Genomic DNA, 15068 nt, shown 5'->3' on the forward strand with positions numbered 1-15068 from the left:
TAAAAGCCACCTTCTAACATATCCTCATGCGAAGATATGTGTTATCCGGTATTAGCTCCGGTTTCCCGGAGTTATCCCCGTCTCAAGGGCAGGTTGCCCACGTGTTACTCACCCGTCCGCCGCTAAGTTTTGAAAAGCAAGCTTTTCAAAACTCCGCTCGACTTGCATGTATTAGGCACGCCGCCAGCGTTCGTCCTGAGCCAGGATCAAACTCTCCATAGAAAGTTTGGTTTCATCTTTCGATGTCCATAGCTTTTTGTTTCTAATAAGAAACGTTGTTTTAAAAATAAAATAGAATTAACGTTGACGTATTTTGTTCAGTTTTCAAAGGTCAATCACTTCACTTGTCGTTAACAGCGACTTTTATATCTTATCACTTCTTCCGAAGTGTGTCAACAACTTTTTTGAAAATGTTTTTTTAAGTGTTGTTCGTTTTGCGCTACCGTAGCAGCGACAAGTAATAATATAACAAGTTTCAAAAGAAACGTCAACACTAAATTTCATTTTTTTTATTCTTTTTTAAAAATCATGTTATGAAGGAGTTAACCCCTACATATTATGAGACAAGATAGCTTGTTTCATAAGGGGGTAAACATGAATTTTTTCTATACGATTAACGGAAGTCGAGCAAAACAGATTGTATTGGTTTTAATACTATCATTTTTTGCAGGTGGTTTTCTACTTACTCAGACGTTATTTCACATTCCTGTTTTCTCAAGCAAAGATGGCCCAAAAGCAATTTATGAAAATGGGACAATAAAAGACAAAGTTTCTCTCACATTCAATATTAGTTGGGGAGATGAGAAGGCTGAAGAGATTTTAGATACTTTACGCTCACACGATATTGATAATGCTACTTTCTTTTTATCTGCTTCATGGGCAGAGAGACATCCTGAAATTGTAAAGCGAATTCAAGAAGATGGACATGAGATTGGTTCTATGGGTTACGCGTATGAAAGCTATACAAGTTTGGAAGCACAAGAAATCCGCCAAGATATCGCTAAATCTGAAAAAGCATTTAAAACACTCGGCGTTGACAAGATCAAACTACTTAGACCACCTAATGGACATTTTGACAAAGAAACTTTAAAAATTGCGGAAGCCTATAATTATACAATAGTTCATTGGAGCCTTAACACAGAAGACTGGTTAAATCCTGGTGTAGATAAGATTGTAAGAAACGCAACCGAGAAAATCAAAGGCGGTGACATTGTTCTTCTTCATGCATCTGATTCTGCTCAGCAAACGAATGAAGCTCTTCCTTCTATTATTAGAGAACTTTCAAAGAAGAAGTTAAAAACAACAACAGTTTCAAGTTTGATTTCTGGCGCCACTTCTAAAAGTGAAGAAATTAAATAACCCCTATCCTTCCCTTATTGAAGGATAGGGCTTTTTTTTACTTACTTTCTCTCACTTCTTTTATTATATGAGGAGATTCCAAAAACTTCGGAAGCATCAAAAGTTGGTAGATATTGCAGATAATCAATGGGATTAACATAAGATACAGCCAACTTTCCTCATTTGTTCTTAGTGCTGGAAACCACTCCACAATCGTCACAACAGTTAAAAAAAATAAAGCTGGAATAAATGCTGTTCGGTTTGTTTGCTTCATTTTTACATATGAGAAGGCAAGACCAACTACTAAAAGGGTAAGAGCAAGGAAAAGGTAATTAGTGATTGATTCTCCTGCTTCAGCAAAAAATGTGTATCTAAAATATACAAGATCAAATAGAACAAAAAGAATAAAAACAACTTGCACTGAATTCCAAAGTGATGAGGACTTAAAGATACCAAGTCCAAATCTGTGAACAGTTAAGTAAGAAAAAAAGCCCATCTGACTAATTAAACTAAAAATGCAGCCTACACCAATTAGCCAAATAGTAATTCCTACTATCTCACCTATTTCACCTTGAATAAAGAGGTCTTTATATTCTCCCCAGTTCAATGTAAATCCAACAAATACTGTTATGACAGCCCCAACTGAAAGTGTTGATAAAAAGAAACGTACAAGGTTTCGACTTTTCATCTGTTCTCCCCCATTAATTGTTCTTTTTATTTCGTGTAAGTCCCCTTATATCTTATTTACCACAAAGAAAATGTAATTCCTGTTAACGACTTGAGAACGTGAATATTTTTTCTATTTCCTTTCATATTAAGAATAAGACATTTTACAGAAGGTATTTGAAAGGAGCGTTACAATTATGGGAAGAGCTCTTTTGCTCCTATATGCCCTAATTTTTGTTTTTTCTTCATCTGGTTGTGCCCCACAAGAGGCAGAAGGAAGTGAGATGGACTACGATCAAACAAAAAAGATGGTAGTAGATATCCTTAAAACAGACGATGGAAAAGCAGCACTAAAGCAAGTGCTAAAGGATGATGAAGTAAAAAAAGAGATAGTTATAGATGAGAAATTGATCAAAGAAACAATTCAAGATACACTGTCATCTGAGAAAGGCTCAAAGTTCTGGACTGAAGCTTTCAAAGATCCCAAGTTTGCTAAAACACTTGCTACATCTCTTCAAGATGAACATGAAGAAATCATTAAAAAGCTCATGAAAGATCCTGAATATCAGCAAATGCTAATGGATGTTCTTAAAAATCCCGAGATGGAAAAAGAAGTCACAAAGCTATTAAAGAGTAAAGAATATCGAAAACATCTTCAAACCGTTATAACTGAAACATTTGAAAGTCCAACATATAAAGGAAAAGTGCAAGAAATGATAGACAAAGCTGTAAAAGAAGCTGAAGCTGAGGAAAAGAAAGAAGAATAAGTGTAGTAAAGAGGCGTTGCATATGTGCAACGCCTTTTACCTTTATACATTATGATCCTGTTCTTGTATACAAAGAGAAATAACTTTTTCACCAATTTCACTATAGATCTTTCCTAAACGGTGATCTTCACCATATACAGATGGAGCAAATTCTTCCTCATTCCAATCTGGTTGCTGTAGCGGAAGTTTTCCAAGCAGTGGAACAGCTAATTCCTCTGCTAACTTTTCTCCCCCACCTTTGCCGAACACGTACTCTTTCTCTCCCGTAGCTTCACTTTCAAAGTATGCCATGTTTTCTACAACTCCTAAGACTTCATGGTCTGTACGAATAGCCATTGCACCAGCCCTTGCTGCTACAAAAGCGGCTGTTGGATGGGGAGTTGACACAATGATTTCTTTACAAGCAGGAAGCATAGAATGAATATCAAGCGCAACATCGCCTGTTCCTGGCGGTAAATCAAGCAGAAGGTAGTCTAACTCCCCCCACTCTACTTCTTGGAAGAAGCTTGTCAACATTTTACCAAGCATAGGCCCTCTCCAAATGACAGGTGCATTATCTTCCACAAAGAAGCCCATTGAAATAACTTTCACACCAAAACGATCAACCGGAATAATTCGATCATTTTCAACGGTTGGACGTTGTTCAATTCCCATCATATCAGGGACGCTAAACCCATAAATGTCAGCATCAATCAAACCGACTTTCTTTCCAAGCCTTGCAAGAGCAATTGCTAAGTTAACAGAAACGGTTGATTTTCCGACGCCTCCTTTACCGCTGGCAATCGCGATAAATGTTGTATCTTTTGTATTTAAAAGCGATGGCTGCTCCTGCGCTGCCACACTATCTTGCGGCAGTGCTTCAAAGCGAAGGCCAACTGTTTCAAAACCTGCTTCTTTTAATAAATTTACTACTGTTCCTTGAAGCTGCATCTGTTCTGCTGTTCCTGTTTTAGCAACAAGCAGTTTAACGCTCACATGTTTTTTCTCTTCTTTAATCTTAATTTCTTGAATGCCGTCTAACTCTCCTAATGTTTTATGTAAAAACGGCTCTTCTACCCTTGACAATAGTGCGTGAACTTCCTTTTCTGTGAGCATGTTTTCACCTTCCCCGTTGAATTCGTTTACATTCTGAATTATATCATATTTTCCCTTTGTTTCGTGAGCGCAAACAAAAAGCACCTCACTCTTTCGGAGGTGCTTTTGCTGTTAAGTGATGTAAAATCCCTCTATAGATTGAAGCAGCCACTTTCTTCTGATATTCCTCTGTTTTTAAAAGATCATGCTCTGTTGGATTGGAAAGAAAGCCAACTTCAACAAGTGCTCCTGGAATATCAGCATTTTCAACAAGATAAATATTTTGAATTCTTTTTGCTTCTCGATTCGTATTATTCAAGTTTCCTCTGAATTCCGATTGAATCCATGTAGCCAGGTTCTTATTTTCTTCTTTTGATCCATTATAAAATGTTTGAGCTCCGCTCCATTTCGGAGAGGGAATTGCATTAAGATGGATACTTAAATACATATCAGCACTGGAATGATTGATAATTTCTAGACGTTTTCTTAAATCTTCTCCTTTGCGTCTGCTATACCCTTTTGTATCTTTGTCTGCTAAGTCTTCATCTTTTTCACGCGTCATAATAACAAGTGCTCCTTGTTCTTGAAGGTAATCCCTAATCATCAGGGAAATGGAGAGCGTTACTTCTTTCTCTAACACATCTCTACCAACTGCTCCCCCGTCAGCCCCTCCATGCCCTGCATCCAAGACAATAATTTTACCGCTTAACGGGAGATTCCAAGAACCAATTGAACCTTTATTTGTAAAGTAATGCTGAACGCCTAGAAAAAGACAACAGATGACGATAATAACAGTCCCTAACCAAAGCTTTTTTTTCATCGTGCTCCCCCCGCTCGTCCTACCTACTATTTTCTATATGGTGAGCGAAGAGGATTTATGATTATTTTAGGACAATTTTAAGGCGTATCTTTTCTTTCCAAATCGAAAACCTTCTGTCCACCAGCCATCAACGTAGGCTTCACAAAGCATATACAAACCATCACCTGTTGGCAGCTCATAATGATCTTCTGTCCAAAAGGAAAGATAATCGAAAAGAGCAGAAACAAGCTTTTTTCCCTCTTTTTCAGATCTTGCCCGTACTTTCTCTTCCTGTTCTCCATAATAACCAAACCTGCTATATTTTGCTCCAAGTAAGAAAGCCTCAACTGCTATATCTAAGCACCCTTCCTCAACAGAACGGTTATTCTTTGTTGAATAAAACATGAGCGGCTGAAAATAGCGCATCATTTCTTTATATAGTTTCTCAAGCGAAATTCCGCTCATTACTTTTCGTTCATACTTCATTTCTTTTTCTCTTCTTCGTTCTTTAAATGTTGTAATTACGGTCACGTTCGCCATCCTCCTTTTCTTTTATTGTGACCGACCGCCAACTTTATACACAGGAACAAAAAGGCAGAGAGTTCTACTCTCTGCCTTCTACTTGTTTAGTATATTTTCTTTCACTTCAAGCTTTCTTACAGCTATGCGGGCTTTTCCCATCATAAGTACTGTAATAAAAGCAAGACCAATTGGAATAAGAGCAAATGTAAAAGCATCTGTAATAGATGTTGACATAGCATGCACAATTTTTGATAGAACAGGCTCTGGAATCATTGCACGAGCGCCTCCCTCAAAAAGAGCGCTTGGGTTTTCAACATTTGCCATTGCTCCACTGCTTCCTGCACTTCCAAAGCTTTCTTTTAATTCACTTGTAAAGTGACTACTTTGAATTGTTCCAAATACAGTTACGCCAATTGTCATTCCAAGAGAACGAGCAAAAGAGTTTGTAGAGTTTGCGGATCCTCGGTAGCGCACATCAAGTTTTTCAATTGATGCTGTTGGTAAAATTGAAAATGAGAAACCAACACCAAAACCTGTTAATACCATAAAGATAGTTAGCATCCATCTTGCTGTTTCAGGAGTCATTGTACTTAGTAACACCATGCCAGCTGCAAAGGAGACAATTGAAAGAAACATAAGATTGCGGAACGTTGTTTTCGTTTGAAAAATCCCACCGATTGCGCTTCCTGCAACAGATCCTAACATCATTGGTGTTAATACCAACCCTGCATTTGTTGCAGAACCGCCATAAACAGCTTGAACAAAGATAGGAATAAATACTGTTAAGATGATAAATGTGCCTCCGTAAAGGAATGCCAAGATTTGAGCTGTTGCAAAAAGACGGTTTTTAAACATCCAAAAAGAAATGATTGGATCTGAAACTTTTCGTTCTGTAAAAATAAAGATAATAAAAAATAAAATAAAAGATCCGAACAACCCTAGAATTTGTGGTGATTGCCAACTATATTCTTTACCACCAAGTTCAAGAGCAAACATCAAGCTGACAACTGCAATAACGAGCGTTGCAGCTCCTAGCCAATCCACCCTTTGTTCTTTCCGCTCTGTTGATTCTTTATAAGCTTTAATAATTAAAAGAAGGGATACAATACCAAGCGGTACATTTACATAAAAAATCCATTGCCAGCTAATATACTCTGTAATATAAGCACCAAGTAAAGGACCACATACGCTTGAAACTCCAAATACCGCTCCAAGAAGACCTGTCATCTTTCCACGTTTCTCGGGAGGAAAAATATCAAATACAATTGTGAAAGCAATTGGCATAAGCGCTCCGCCTCCAACGCCTTGTACTGCTCGATAAATGCTGAGTTGTTCAATGCTTGTGGCTGTACCACATAAAATTGAACCTAATAAAAATACTAAAAGACCAAAAATAAAAAAACGTTTGCGACCGTACATATCAGACAGCTTACCGAAAATAGGCATTCCAGCCATTACAGTCACCATATATGCAGAGGTCACCCAAACAAACTTATCTAATCCACCAAGATCAGAAACAATAGTCCCCATTGCTGTTGCAACAATAGTGTTGTCCATTGCAGACATTAAAATAGCTAATAATAGCCCTGTTACAACAAGCTTTAATTGTGAGTCTTTTGAAACCACAGGCTCACTCCTCTCTAATGTTTAACAAAGTTAATTATAGTGAAGTTTTGATACAAGAGCTACTTCTAATTTGAAATTTATCCCTTTTATCCAAAGGTGCTAACTTAAAACGTAAATAAAAGGAAGAGTATATCCTTTTCTACATAACTTTCTCTAATCCTAGTGAAGAACCAAAACAAAGAACTTTTTCTTCTCTTTATTAAGCAATACAAGCATAAATCACAGCTTTATAAAATTAGTGCTCCTATTGGTTAAAAATTCACATACTATAGGTAAATCTTCACTCATTCTTATGTATGATTGACGCTTCGAAGTGATTTGTTATAGTTGAGGTACTAAATGTGTCCTGATAGTAAAGGGGCTTCTGTTACTCTCCTTGTAAGAAGCTACCGGTTTCCACACATTCTATCCTAGCAGAATTACTTCTCTACACTCTATAATTGGTTTCTTGAATACAAGGAGGAGCTTCTATGAAGAGCATCCAGAATCGCCTACTGCTCATGTTACTAATCTTTATCATTTTACCCTATTTTCTATCTGTCTTTTTTATTTATAGCTATACAAAACATAGCGTAGAGCAGCAAGAGCTGAAAAATAGCCGTGAACAGCTTCGCGAAAATTCAACAGAGCTTCAACAATATTTCGAGGAAATGATTAACCTTCCTTATATTTTATATCGTGATCCTAAACTATTTCAGATTTTAAATAATGAAGTTGAGGACTCAAATTACTTAGAGAAAAGTTTGGAGAACTTCTCATTAATGCGGAATGAGATTCGTCAAATTCAGTTTTATATGGATAAAGATAAAGAGGCATTAACCGTCTATAATGCAACTGCGAGTGCACGTAAATCTAAGCCCAGTTTCTTACAGAAGCCCTTTATTAAAGAGCTTTATAATTCAAACATAAAATACGTTATTCAGCCACCACATTCCATCCAAAATTACAATAATTCAGCTATTGTTCCTCAATCTGACAAGACAAAAGTAATTACATTTCATCATAAGATTGTGGATGTATTATCTAATGAATTTCTTGGTACAATCTCAATGGATGTGGATTACGAAAGGTATGCACGCATATGTAACAATTTAATTGGTAAAGACCAAGAATCTGTCTTGCTTATCAACGAAGATAATAAAATTGTCTATGCAAATGATACTGAGCTTATTGGACAAGCGGTTTCGCCTCATTTACAACGAAAAATAGAGAGAAACGCCGAAACAGGTGATGATATTATCTTAGCTAATACCTTATCTGGACCGCTTGATCGGTGGAAGCTTGTTAAGATTACGCCAAGTCATATCCTATTCGATGATGCTAGAAAAACTTCCTATACTTTTATTATTGTCGGAATCATTATTGGCTTACTTGGAGTATTCATGATTAGCTTGATTTCATATAAGATTACCCATCCACTTAAGCTTCTTACCCAGAAAGTACGAACCATAAAAGGTGGAAATATGAATATTGATTTTAATGATAAAAGAGAAGACGAAATTGGTTATCTAGAACTTCATATAAAAGAAATGATGGATCGAATTAATCTCCATATTAATCGGGAATACAAGCTTGAGATTGAGAACAAGGAAAATCGATTAAGAGCCTTAAAGTCACAAGTGAATCCTCATTTCCTTTTCAACGCTTTACAATCAATAGGTGCGGTTGCTTTAAGATCCAATGCTCCACGCGTTTATCATTTAATTACATCTTTATCTAAGATGATGCGCTATTCAATTAATGCAAACAAGTGGGTCAAAGTTCAAGAAGAAGTAGAATATATCAAAGCTTACCTTACTCTTCAAATGGAACGCTTTCGGAAAGAAGTTCATTATTCTATTCATATAAGTGATCCTATTTTAAATATGCAAATTCCTAGTATGATTCTTCAGCCGCTTGTTGAAAACTTTTTTAAACATAGCTATGAAGAAGGTTTCTATGATGCCCCACTGAACATTTATGGAGAAGTGCAGAAATCATTTCTACACCTTGTTGTCGAAAGTTATGGCGCTAGTACAACGGATGAAGAACTCAAGAGATTGCAGGAAAACATTTATCACTCTTCTCTTAACTCTTCTCAAGGGCACAAACATATCGGTCTAAAAAATATCCATGATCGACTTATTCTAAATTACGGAACACAAGCACATCTAGAAATTGATCGAAACAACGGAGATGGCTTTATTGTTAAAATCGCCATCCCTCTTGAAGAACAACCTTTAAAAGAAGATTAATTGATAGATTTTTGTAAGGAGGAAAAAGTGTGAAGGCTTTAATTATTGATGATGAAGTGAATGTACGTGAAGTTATACGTTATCTAGGTCAATGGGAAAAGTACGGCATTACTGATATTTTAGAAGCGAGTAATGGAGAAGAAGCAAAACATATTATTGAAGCTACAAAACCAGAAATTATCTTTACAGATATTAAGATGCCTAAAATGAGTGGAATAGAAATGATTGAATGGTTAGATAGTATCTCATATCCAGGTAAAGTAATCTTTGTGACTGGATATAACGATTATTCCTTTATGAGACAAGCCATTAAACATCGTAGTTTCGATTATCTATTGAAACCAATTGAAGAAGAACCCTTTAATCATACATTAGCAGAAGCTGTCCAAGCATGGAAAAACGAGCAAAATTCCCATAGTGGGCAGGAAACACTTGATGAAGACTTCCAAAAGCTCCGTATTGAACAGTTAATAACAGATGCATGTATGGGAGAAGCATACAAATCAACAGACATTCTTCCCTATCTTCCTCTTTCTGATCAATATGAGATGGCTTTAATTTCTTTCTATCAAATGCATTATGCGGAGCCGTACATTAAAGCCTTATCCGATGAGCTGAAAGAACGAAAGCTAGGAAATGCCTTTTCCCTTCAAAGTGATCGAAACATTTGTGTTATCATCACGGTACGCAATGAATGGTTAACAGTTGAAGAATGGATAAGTCAGGAATTTGATATTCCCGTTCGCTTTGTAAGCGGGAGATCGTTATCTTCATTATCTCATATCTTAGACGCTTTTCAGTTCTTACAAGAGGCATTAGACAATCACCAGTATCGTTCGATTCATAAGTTGGATGAACTTCACGCTGCTCGTCGTATGAAAGACATTGTTTCATATGTAGACATGTACTATATGGAAGAATTAAGTTTAGAGAAGCTATCGAACCTGTTTTTCTTTAGTCGAGAGCATATTTCACGGAAGTTCAAACAAGAAACAGGATTGCCGCTTTCTAAATATATGACAAAATTAAGAATCCAACGAGCAAAGCAGTGGTTAGAAGATACCGAAGAAACGATTTACTCCATTTCTTTACTGCTCGGTTATCAAGATGAAAAATACTTCTCTAAACTGTTTAAAAAAGTAGTTGGATTAACTCCCTTTGAATATAGAAAAGAAAAAAAACTAACAGTAGTAAGTAGCTAGTTAGACACCGATCGTTTTCAGGAGTGACAAAATGAAAAAAGAGCTATTAAATATATGTTTGATTGGAACGCTTAGCTTATCTTTATACGGGTGTCAACAAAAGGTTAAGAAAGAGACTCAAGAAGTGAAACAAGATGAGATCACTTTAAGTATTCGAAATCCTAAAGTAGAAATCGCGGCTCCGTTTGAAGAAATGGTGCAAGCTTTTGAAAAAGAGCATCCTCATATTAATATAGAAGTTCATACCGTTGGAGGCGCGATCGATGACTTATCTGATTTGAAGGCAGAATTAGCTGCTGGTAAAGGACCTGATATTTTTACAAATCAAGGCGGAAAAAGCGCTGAATTGTGGCATGATTATTTAGAAGATTTATCAGGAGAACCTTGGGTACCTCAAGCCTTACCAAAAACACTAGCGTCTATAAAATCAGGTGAAAAAGTATACGGTATGCCAATGAATATAGAAGGATACGGGTTTATCTACAATAAAGATTTATTTGCAAAAGCAGGCATTCAACAGTTACCGACTACATTAAATGAATTAGAAACAACAGCAGAAAGACTCAAGAAGGCAGGAATCACTCCTTTTGCTTTAGGTTATTATGAAAAGTGGCAGCTAGGCGATCATTTGATGAATATTGCTTTCCTTCAACAAAAAGATCCAAATGCTTATATTACTCAATTAAATAACGGGTCAAAAACGATTACGAATAACCAAAAGTTCAAAGATCTTACCCACCTTTTAGATGTGACACTGAAATACGGAAACAGTGACCCGCTTGAAACAGATTACACCATGGAAATGGATATATTCTCTAAAGGAGAAGCAGCCATTGCCCTACAAGGAAATTGGATTCAACCGTTAATTGATCAACGTTCCCCTAATCTGAATGTGGGTATTATGCCTATTCCTCTTAGTAATAATCACGGTGAACAATCATTAATTGTGAACACTCCGAATTACTGGGTCATTAATAAACAAACGACCCCGAAAAAAAAACAGGCAGCCAAAAAGTTTCTCGACTGGATGGTATCCTCTAAAGAAGGCCAAGAATTTATGACAAAGCAGTTTAGATTTATCCCTGCTTTTAAAAACATCCCGTCAAATCAATCGGGCCCATTAGCTACTGAAACACTTCGTTATTATAAAGAAGGCAGAACAGTATCAGCTAGCACGTTATATTTTCCTGTTGGAGTTAGAGAACAATTCGGCGCTGCTACACAGCAATATGTTGCAAAACGATTAACCCAAACTCAGCTATTAAAAAGATATCAATATGCTTGGGAGAGTGCTCAAGGAGAGTAAGAGATACCTTATTTTCCTTAAGCCTCTCTTTTTTATTTCCTCATATATCAATTCAAGACTAAATTTCAATCAATATCCTCCATATTCAGCAAGCAAGCACTCCCCTATAATTTAATTGTTAACACATGGACGGACAAGCAGAAAGGTAATATTCCGTCCCCTACCACTACATAGGAGGAAGAATATGAACTTCAAAGGTTTGGCGAAAAAAGCAGGCGTAATTACCCTTAGTACAGCAATTTTAGCAGGAGGAAGCGGAGCAGTTGCTCATGCAGCACCAAAAGCTGCTCAAGATCATAACGAAGATTATGGATTTTCTCATATGACTCGACTTGATATGAAAAACATGATCAATCAACATGGAAATCCAAACTTTACGGTGCCTCAATTCGACGCATCTAAAATCAAAAACATTCCTTCAGCAACGAAAGTTGATGAAAACGGAAATAAAATTGAAATGGATGTTTGGGATACATGGCCACTACAAAATGCAGATGGTACAGTAGCTGAATACAAAGGTTACAACATTGTGTTTGGTTTAGCTGGAGATCCGAAAAATGCTAGTGACACATTTATCTACATGTTCTATAAAAAAGTTGGTGATAATTCACTAGATGCTTGGAAAAATGCTGGTCGCGTGTTTGATGATAGCGATAAATTCAAAGCAAATGATGAAAACTTAAAAGATCAAGCTGAAGAATGGTCGGGTTCTGCAACATTTACTTCTGATGGAGAAATTCGTTTATTCTATACAAACAGAACAGGCTTTGATGAAAGCAAAAACCTTTTCGGTAAACAAACGCTCACAACAGCACAAGTAAACGTATCTGAAGTAAAAGACGGCACACTTAACGTCGACGGTGTAGAAGATCACAAATCAATCTTTGATGGAGACGGATCAATTTACCAACAGGTTGAACAAGCTTTTAGCAAAGGTAAGGTAGATTTTAAAGATAACCACACGCTTAGAGATCCTCACTATGTTGAAGACAACGGCCATAAATATCTTGTGTTTGAAGCTAATACAGGAAAGGATACAGGCTATCAAGGAGAAGACTCTTTATACAACAGAGCTTATTATAGTAAGAGCAATGCCTTCTTCCAAGACGAAAAAAGTAAACTATTACAAAGTCCTAAAAAAGAATATGCTGAATTAGCAAACGGTGCAATGGGAATCATTGAAATTAATGACGATTATACACTTAAAAAAGTTATGAAACCATTAATCACTTCAAATACAGTAACAGATGAAATTGAGCGTCCAAACGTCTTCAAAAAAGATGGAAAATGGTACTTATTCACAAGTAGCCGTGGATCTAAAATGACGATTGATGGCATTGATGATCAAGACATCTATATGCTAGGATATGTTTCTAACTCTCTAACAGGCCCTTACAAGCCAATGAACAAAACAGGAATTGTTCTACATCAAGACCTTGACCCGAACGATGTGACTTGGAACTATGCTCACTATGCAATTCCTCAAAAGAACAGCGACGATGTTGTTGTCACAAGCTATATGACAAACAGAGGCTACTTTGCAGATCATAAATCAACATTTGCTCCAAGCTTCAAACTTTCTCTTGATGGAAATAAATCTTCTGTTGTAAAAGATAGCATCCTTGAACAAGGACAAATTACAGTTGATAAATAATACAAAAGGAAAATACCAATACTTATTGGTATTTTCTTTTTATTATCCTATACAACCTAGAATTAAAGCGTGGTGACTCTATATGACAAAAAGCATACCAAATAAAAAATCAAAGAAATGGATATTTGTTTCTCTTGTTTGCCTTCTTCTTGCCATTGGTGGGTTTCTAATCAAGCAATCAGAGCCTAAGAAAGAGGATGAACATAAAGTGACAGATAAAGAAACGTATCGTGCCAACTATCATTTCACAAGTCCTGATAAGTGGAAAAATGATCCTCAGAAGCCAATCTATCTAGATGGAAAGTATCACTATTACTATCTTTATAATGGAGATTATCCTAATGGAAATGGAACAGAATGGCGTCATGCAACCTCTACTGATCTTGTTCATTGGAAAGATGAAAGTGTAGCAATACCTAAGTATACAAATAAAAACGGCGATCCATGGTCAGGTTCAGTTGTAGTAGATGCTCAGAATACGGCAGGGTTCGGGAAGAATAGCGTTATTGCCATTGTGACCCAACCTTCTGCGAGCGGTCAGCAAGAACAGTTTCTATGGTACAGCAAAGATAGAGGAAAAACGTTCAAATCTTATAGTGATGAGCCTGTTTTAAAAAATCCTGGTACAAAAGATTTCCGCGATCCAAAAATCATTTGGGATGACGGAGCAAATAAGTGGGTCATGCTTATGGCAGAAGGAACAAAGATTGGATTTTATGAATCTGATGATCTAAAAGTTTGGAAGTATACAGGAGGCTTTGAAACAGAAAACATCGGGCTTGTAGAATGTCCTGATCTTTACATGATGCGCGCAGACGATGGATCAATCAAATGGATTCTTGGAGCAAGCGCAAATGGTAAAGCAGCAGGAAAACCGAATACTTATGCTTATTGGATTGGTGAATACAATGGAAAAGAATTTGTTCCAGACCAAGAAGAGCCCCAGTGGCTTGACCATGGATTTGATTGGTATGGCGGTGTCACTTTTGAAGATGGACTAAATGACGACAAATTAGACCATCGCTATGCCTTAGCATGGATGAACAACTGGGACTATGCAGACAACACGCCTACTGTAAAAGAAGGATTCAATGGGATTGATTCTATCGTTCGTCGAATAGAGCTGAAAAAGCAAGATGACAACAACTACTACTTAGCATCACAGCCTAATGAAAGCTTGAATGAGTTAACTAAAACTACGGACCAATATGAAGAGATTAAAGTAGATGGATCAAAAACGCTTGATACTGAAGGAGTTGCTTACAAACTAGAAGCAGATGTTTCATGGGAAGACCTTCACAATGTTGGATTACGTCTCCGCGAATCTTCTGATAAAAAGCGACATGTTGACGTTGGTATCTTTGCTGAAGGAGCCTACTCTTATGTAAATCGAGGATTAACAGATCAGCCAGATGAGAGTAATCAATATATTGAAAGCAAAGCTCCTTTTGATACAAATAAGAAAGAAGTTCACTTGAAAATACTTGTTGATAAAACGACTGTTGAAGTATTTATAGATGATGGAAAAGTGGTTCATTCTAGTCAAGTATTTCCTCCTTTAGGGGATGACGGCATAACTCTCTTTTCTGAAGGTGGAACCGCTACTTTTAAAAATATAGAGATTAAGCATTATCAATCTATATACAAATAGAACGGCAAATGAAAATACACAACGAAGTTATATTGTGGTGATATAAAAGGAACACAATAATATACACTATTCATGAATTAAAAAGGATCTGTTCCCTTACTCTTTTGACAATGAATTTGTAAATTTAAAAAGCCCAAAGGCATTTCCTTTGGGCTTTCATTTTATTTTAATCCCCTTAAGTTTCGAAATTCATATATGACTAAAGCAAGTGTTATCTTAAATGTTATTT

General features: G+C 36.5%; 12 protein-coding genes and 1 rRNA gene. 7 read left to right on the top strand and 6 right to left on the bottom strand.

Going from position 1 to position 15068, the window contains the following annotated elements:
- Window positions 1-222: ribosomal RNA gene (locus tag BM012_RS23945) — 16S ribosomal RNA — on the bottom strand; the annotation flags it as partial.
- Window positions 223-594: 372 nt separating this feature from the next.
- Between BM012_RS23945 and pdaB the strand changes: the two genes are divergently transcribed.
- A complete protein-coding gene (gene pdaB / locus BM012_RS23950) occupies window positions 595-1359 on the top strand; it encodes a polysaccharide deacetylase family sporulation protein PdaB (RefSeq protein WP_061802678.1) in 765 nt (254 codons plus the stop codon).
- Between the two features lie 37 nt (window positions 1360-1396).
- On the opposite strand, the gene BM012_RS23955 is transcribed toward pdaB, so the two are convergent.
- Window positions 1397-2026 (bottom strand): KinB-signaling pathway activation protein, encoded by a 630-nt coding sequence (locus BM012_RS23955; RefSeq protein ID WP_061802677.1) that lies wholly within the window; start codon window positions 2024-2026, stop codon window positions 1397-1399.
- Window positions 2027-2201: 175 nt separating this feature from the next.
- On the opposite strand from BM012_RS23955, the gene gerD reads away from it, so the two are divergent.
- Window positions 2202-2771 (top strand): spore germination lipoprotein GerD, encoded by a 570-nt coding sequence (gerD, locus tag BM012_RS23960; protein ID WP_061802676.1) that lies wholly within the window; start codon window positions 2202-2204, stop codon window positions 2769-2771.
- 42 nt (window positions 2772-2813) lie between these two features.
- On the opposite strand, the gene BM012_RS23965 is transcribed toward gerD, so the two are convergent.
- From BM012_RS23965 to BM012_RS23980, 4 genes are all read right to left on the bottom strand, one after another.
- On the bottom strand, window positions 2814-3866 hold the full coding sequence (locus BM012_RS23965) for an Mrp/NBP35 family ATP-binding protein (RefSeq protein WP_061802680.1): 1053 nt from the start codon (window positions 3864-3866) through the stop codon (window positions 2814-2816).
- 85 nt (window positions 3867-3951) lie between these two features.
- The gene (gene cwlD, locus BM012_RS23970) at window positions 3952-4665 is read right to left on the bottom strand and encodes an N-acetylmuramoyl-L-alanine amidase CwlD (protein ID WP_061802675.1); all 714 of its coding nucleotides are present in this window, start codon (window positions 4663-4665) and stop codon (window positions 3952-3954) included.
- Window positions 4666-4731: 66 nt separating this feature from the next.
- Window positions 4732-5175, bottom strand: a complete 444-nt coding sequence (locus tag BM012_RS23975; protein ID WP_061802674.1) for a DUF2521 family protein — start codon at window positions 5173-5175, stop codon at window positions 4732-4734.
- Window positions 5176-5262: 87 nt separating this feature from the next.
- Window positions 5263-6792: an MDR family MFS transporter gene (locus BM012_RS23980; protein WP_061802673.1), complete on the bottom strand. Its 1530-nt coding sequence runs from the start codon at window positions 6790-6792 to the stop codon at window positions 5263-5265.
- 470 nt (window positions 6793-7262) lie between these two features.
- On the opposite strand from BM012_RS23980, the gene BM012_RS23985 reads away from it, so the two are divergent.
- From BM012_RS23985 to BM012_RS24005, 5 genes are all read left to right on the top strand, one after another.
- The gene (locus BM012_RS23985) at window positions 7263-9026 is read left to right on the top strand and encodes a sensor histidine kinase (RefSeq protein WP_061802672.1); all 1764 of its coding nucleotides are present in this window, start codon (window positions 7263-7265) and stop codon (window positions 9024-9026) included.
- A gap of 29 nt (window positions 9027-9055) precedes the next feature.
- Window positions 9056-10228, top strand: a complete 1173-nt coding sequence (locus BM012_RS23990; protein WP_061802671.1) for a response regulator — start codon at window positions 9056-9058, stop codon at window positions 10226-10228.
- A gap of 31 nt (window positions 10229-10259) precedes the next feature.
- Window positions 10260-11534, top strand: a complete 1275-nt coding sequence (locus tag BM012_RS23995) for an ABC transporter substrate-binding protein (protein ID WP_061802670.1) — start codon at window positions 10260-10262, stop codon at window positions 11532-11534.
- 184 nt (window positions 11535-11718) lie between these two features.
- Complete coding sequence (locus BM012_RS24000) at window positions 11719-13188, top strand: glycoside hydrolase family 68 protein (protein WP_061802669.1); 1470 nt, start codon at window positions 11719-11721, stop codon at window positions 13186-13188.
- An 82-nt stretch (window positions 13189-13270) separates the two neighbouring features.
- Window positions 13271-14839: a glycoside hydrolase family 32 protein gene (locus BM012_RS24005; RefSeq protein WP_061802668.1), complete on the top strand. Its 1569-nt coding sequence runs from the start codon at window positions 13271-13273 to the stop codon at window positions 14837-14839.
- The last annotated feature ends 229 nt before the right edge of the window (window positions 14840-15068 follow it).

Origin of the sequence: Priestia endophytica DSM 13796 (assembly GCF_900115845.1) — a bacterium.
GTDB classification, from domain to species: domain Bacteria; phylum Bacillota; class Bacilli; order Bacillales; family Bacillaceae_H; genus Bacillus_I; species Bacillus_I endophytica.

What these genes read in the sequence shown, in the direction of transcription:
- gerD (WP_061802676.1), top strand. Translation starts at nt 2,202, where the DNA reads ATGGGAAGAGCTCTTTTGCTCCTATATGCCCTAATTTTTGTTTTTTCT.
- cwlD (WP_061802675.1), bottom strand. Translation starts at nt 4,665, where the DNA reads ATGAAAAAAAAGCTTTGGTTAGGGACTGTTATTATCGTCATCTGTTGT.
- BM012_RS23985 (WP_061802672.1), top strand. Translation starts at nt 7,263, where the DNA reads ATGAAGAGCATCCAGAATCGCCTACTGCTCATGTTACTAATCTTTATC.
- BM012_RS24000 (WP_061802669.1), top strand. Translation starts at nt 11,719, where the DNA reads ATGAACTTCAAAGGTTTGGCGAAAAAAGCAGGCGTAATTACCCTTAGT.
- BM012_RS23965 (WP_061802680.1), bottom strand. Translation starts at nt 3,866, where the DNA reads ATGCTCACAGAAAAGGAAGTTCACGCACTATTGTCAAGGGTAGAAGAG.
- BM012_RS23995 (WP_061802670.1), top strand. Translation starts at nt 10,260, where the DNA reads ATGAAAAAAGAGCTATTAAATATATGTTTGATTGGAACGCTTAGCTTA.
- pdaB (WP_061802678.1), top strand. Translation starts at nt 595, where the DNA reads ATGAATTTTTTCTATACGATTAACGGAAGTCGAGCAAAACAGATTGTA.
- BM012_RS24005 (WP_061802668.1), top strand. Translation starts at nt 13,271, where the DNA reads ATGACAAAAAGCATACCAAATAAAAAATCAAAGAAATGGATATTTGTT.
- BM012_RS23955 (WP_061802677.1), bottom strand. Translation starts at nt 2,026, where the DNA reads ATGAAAAGTCGAAACCTTGTACGTTTCTTTTTATCAACACTTTCAGTT.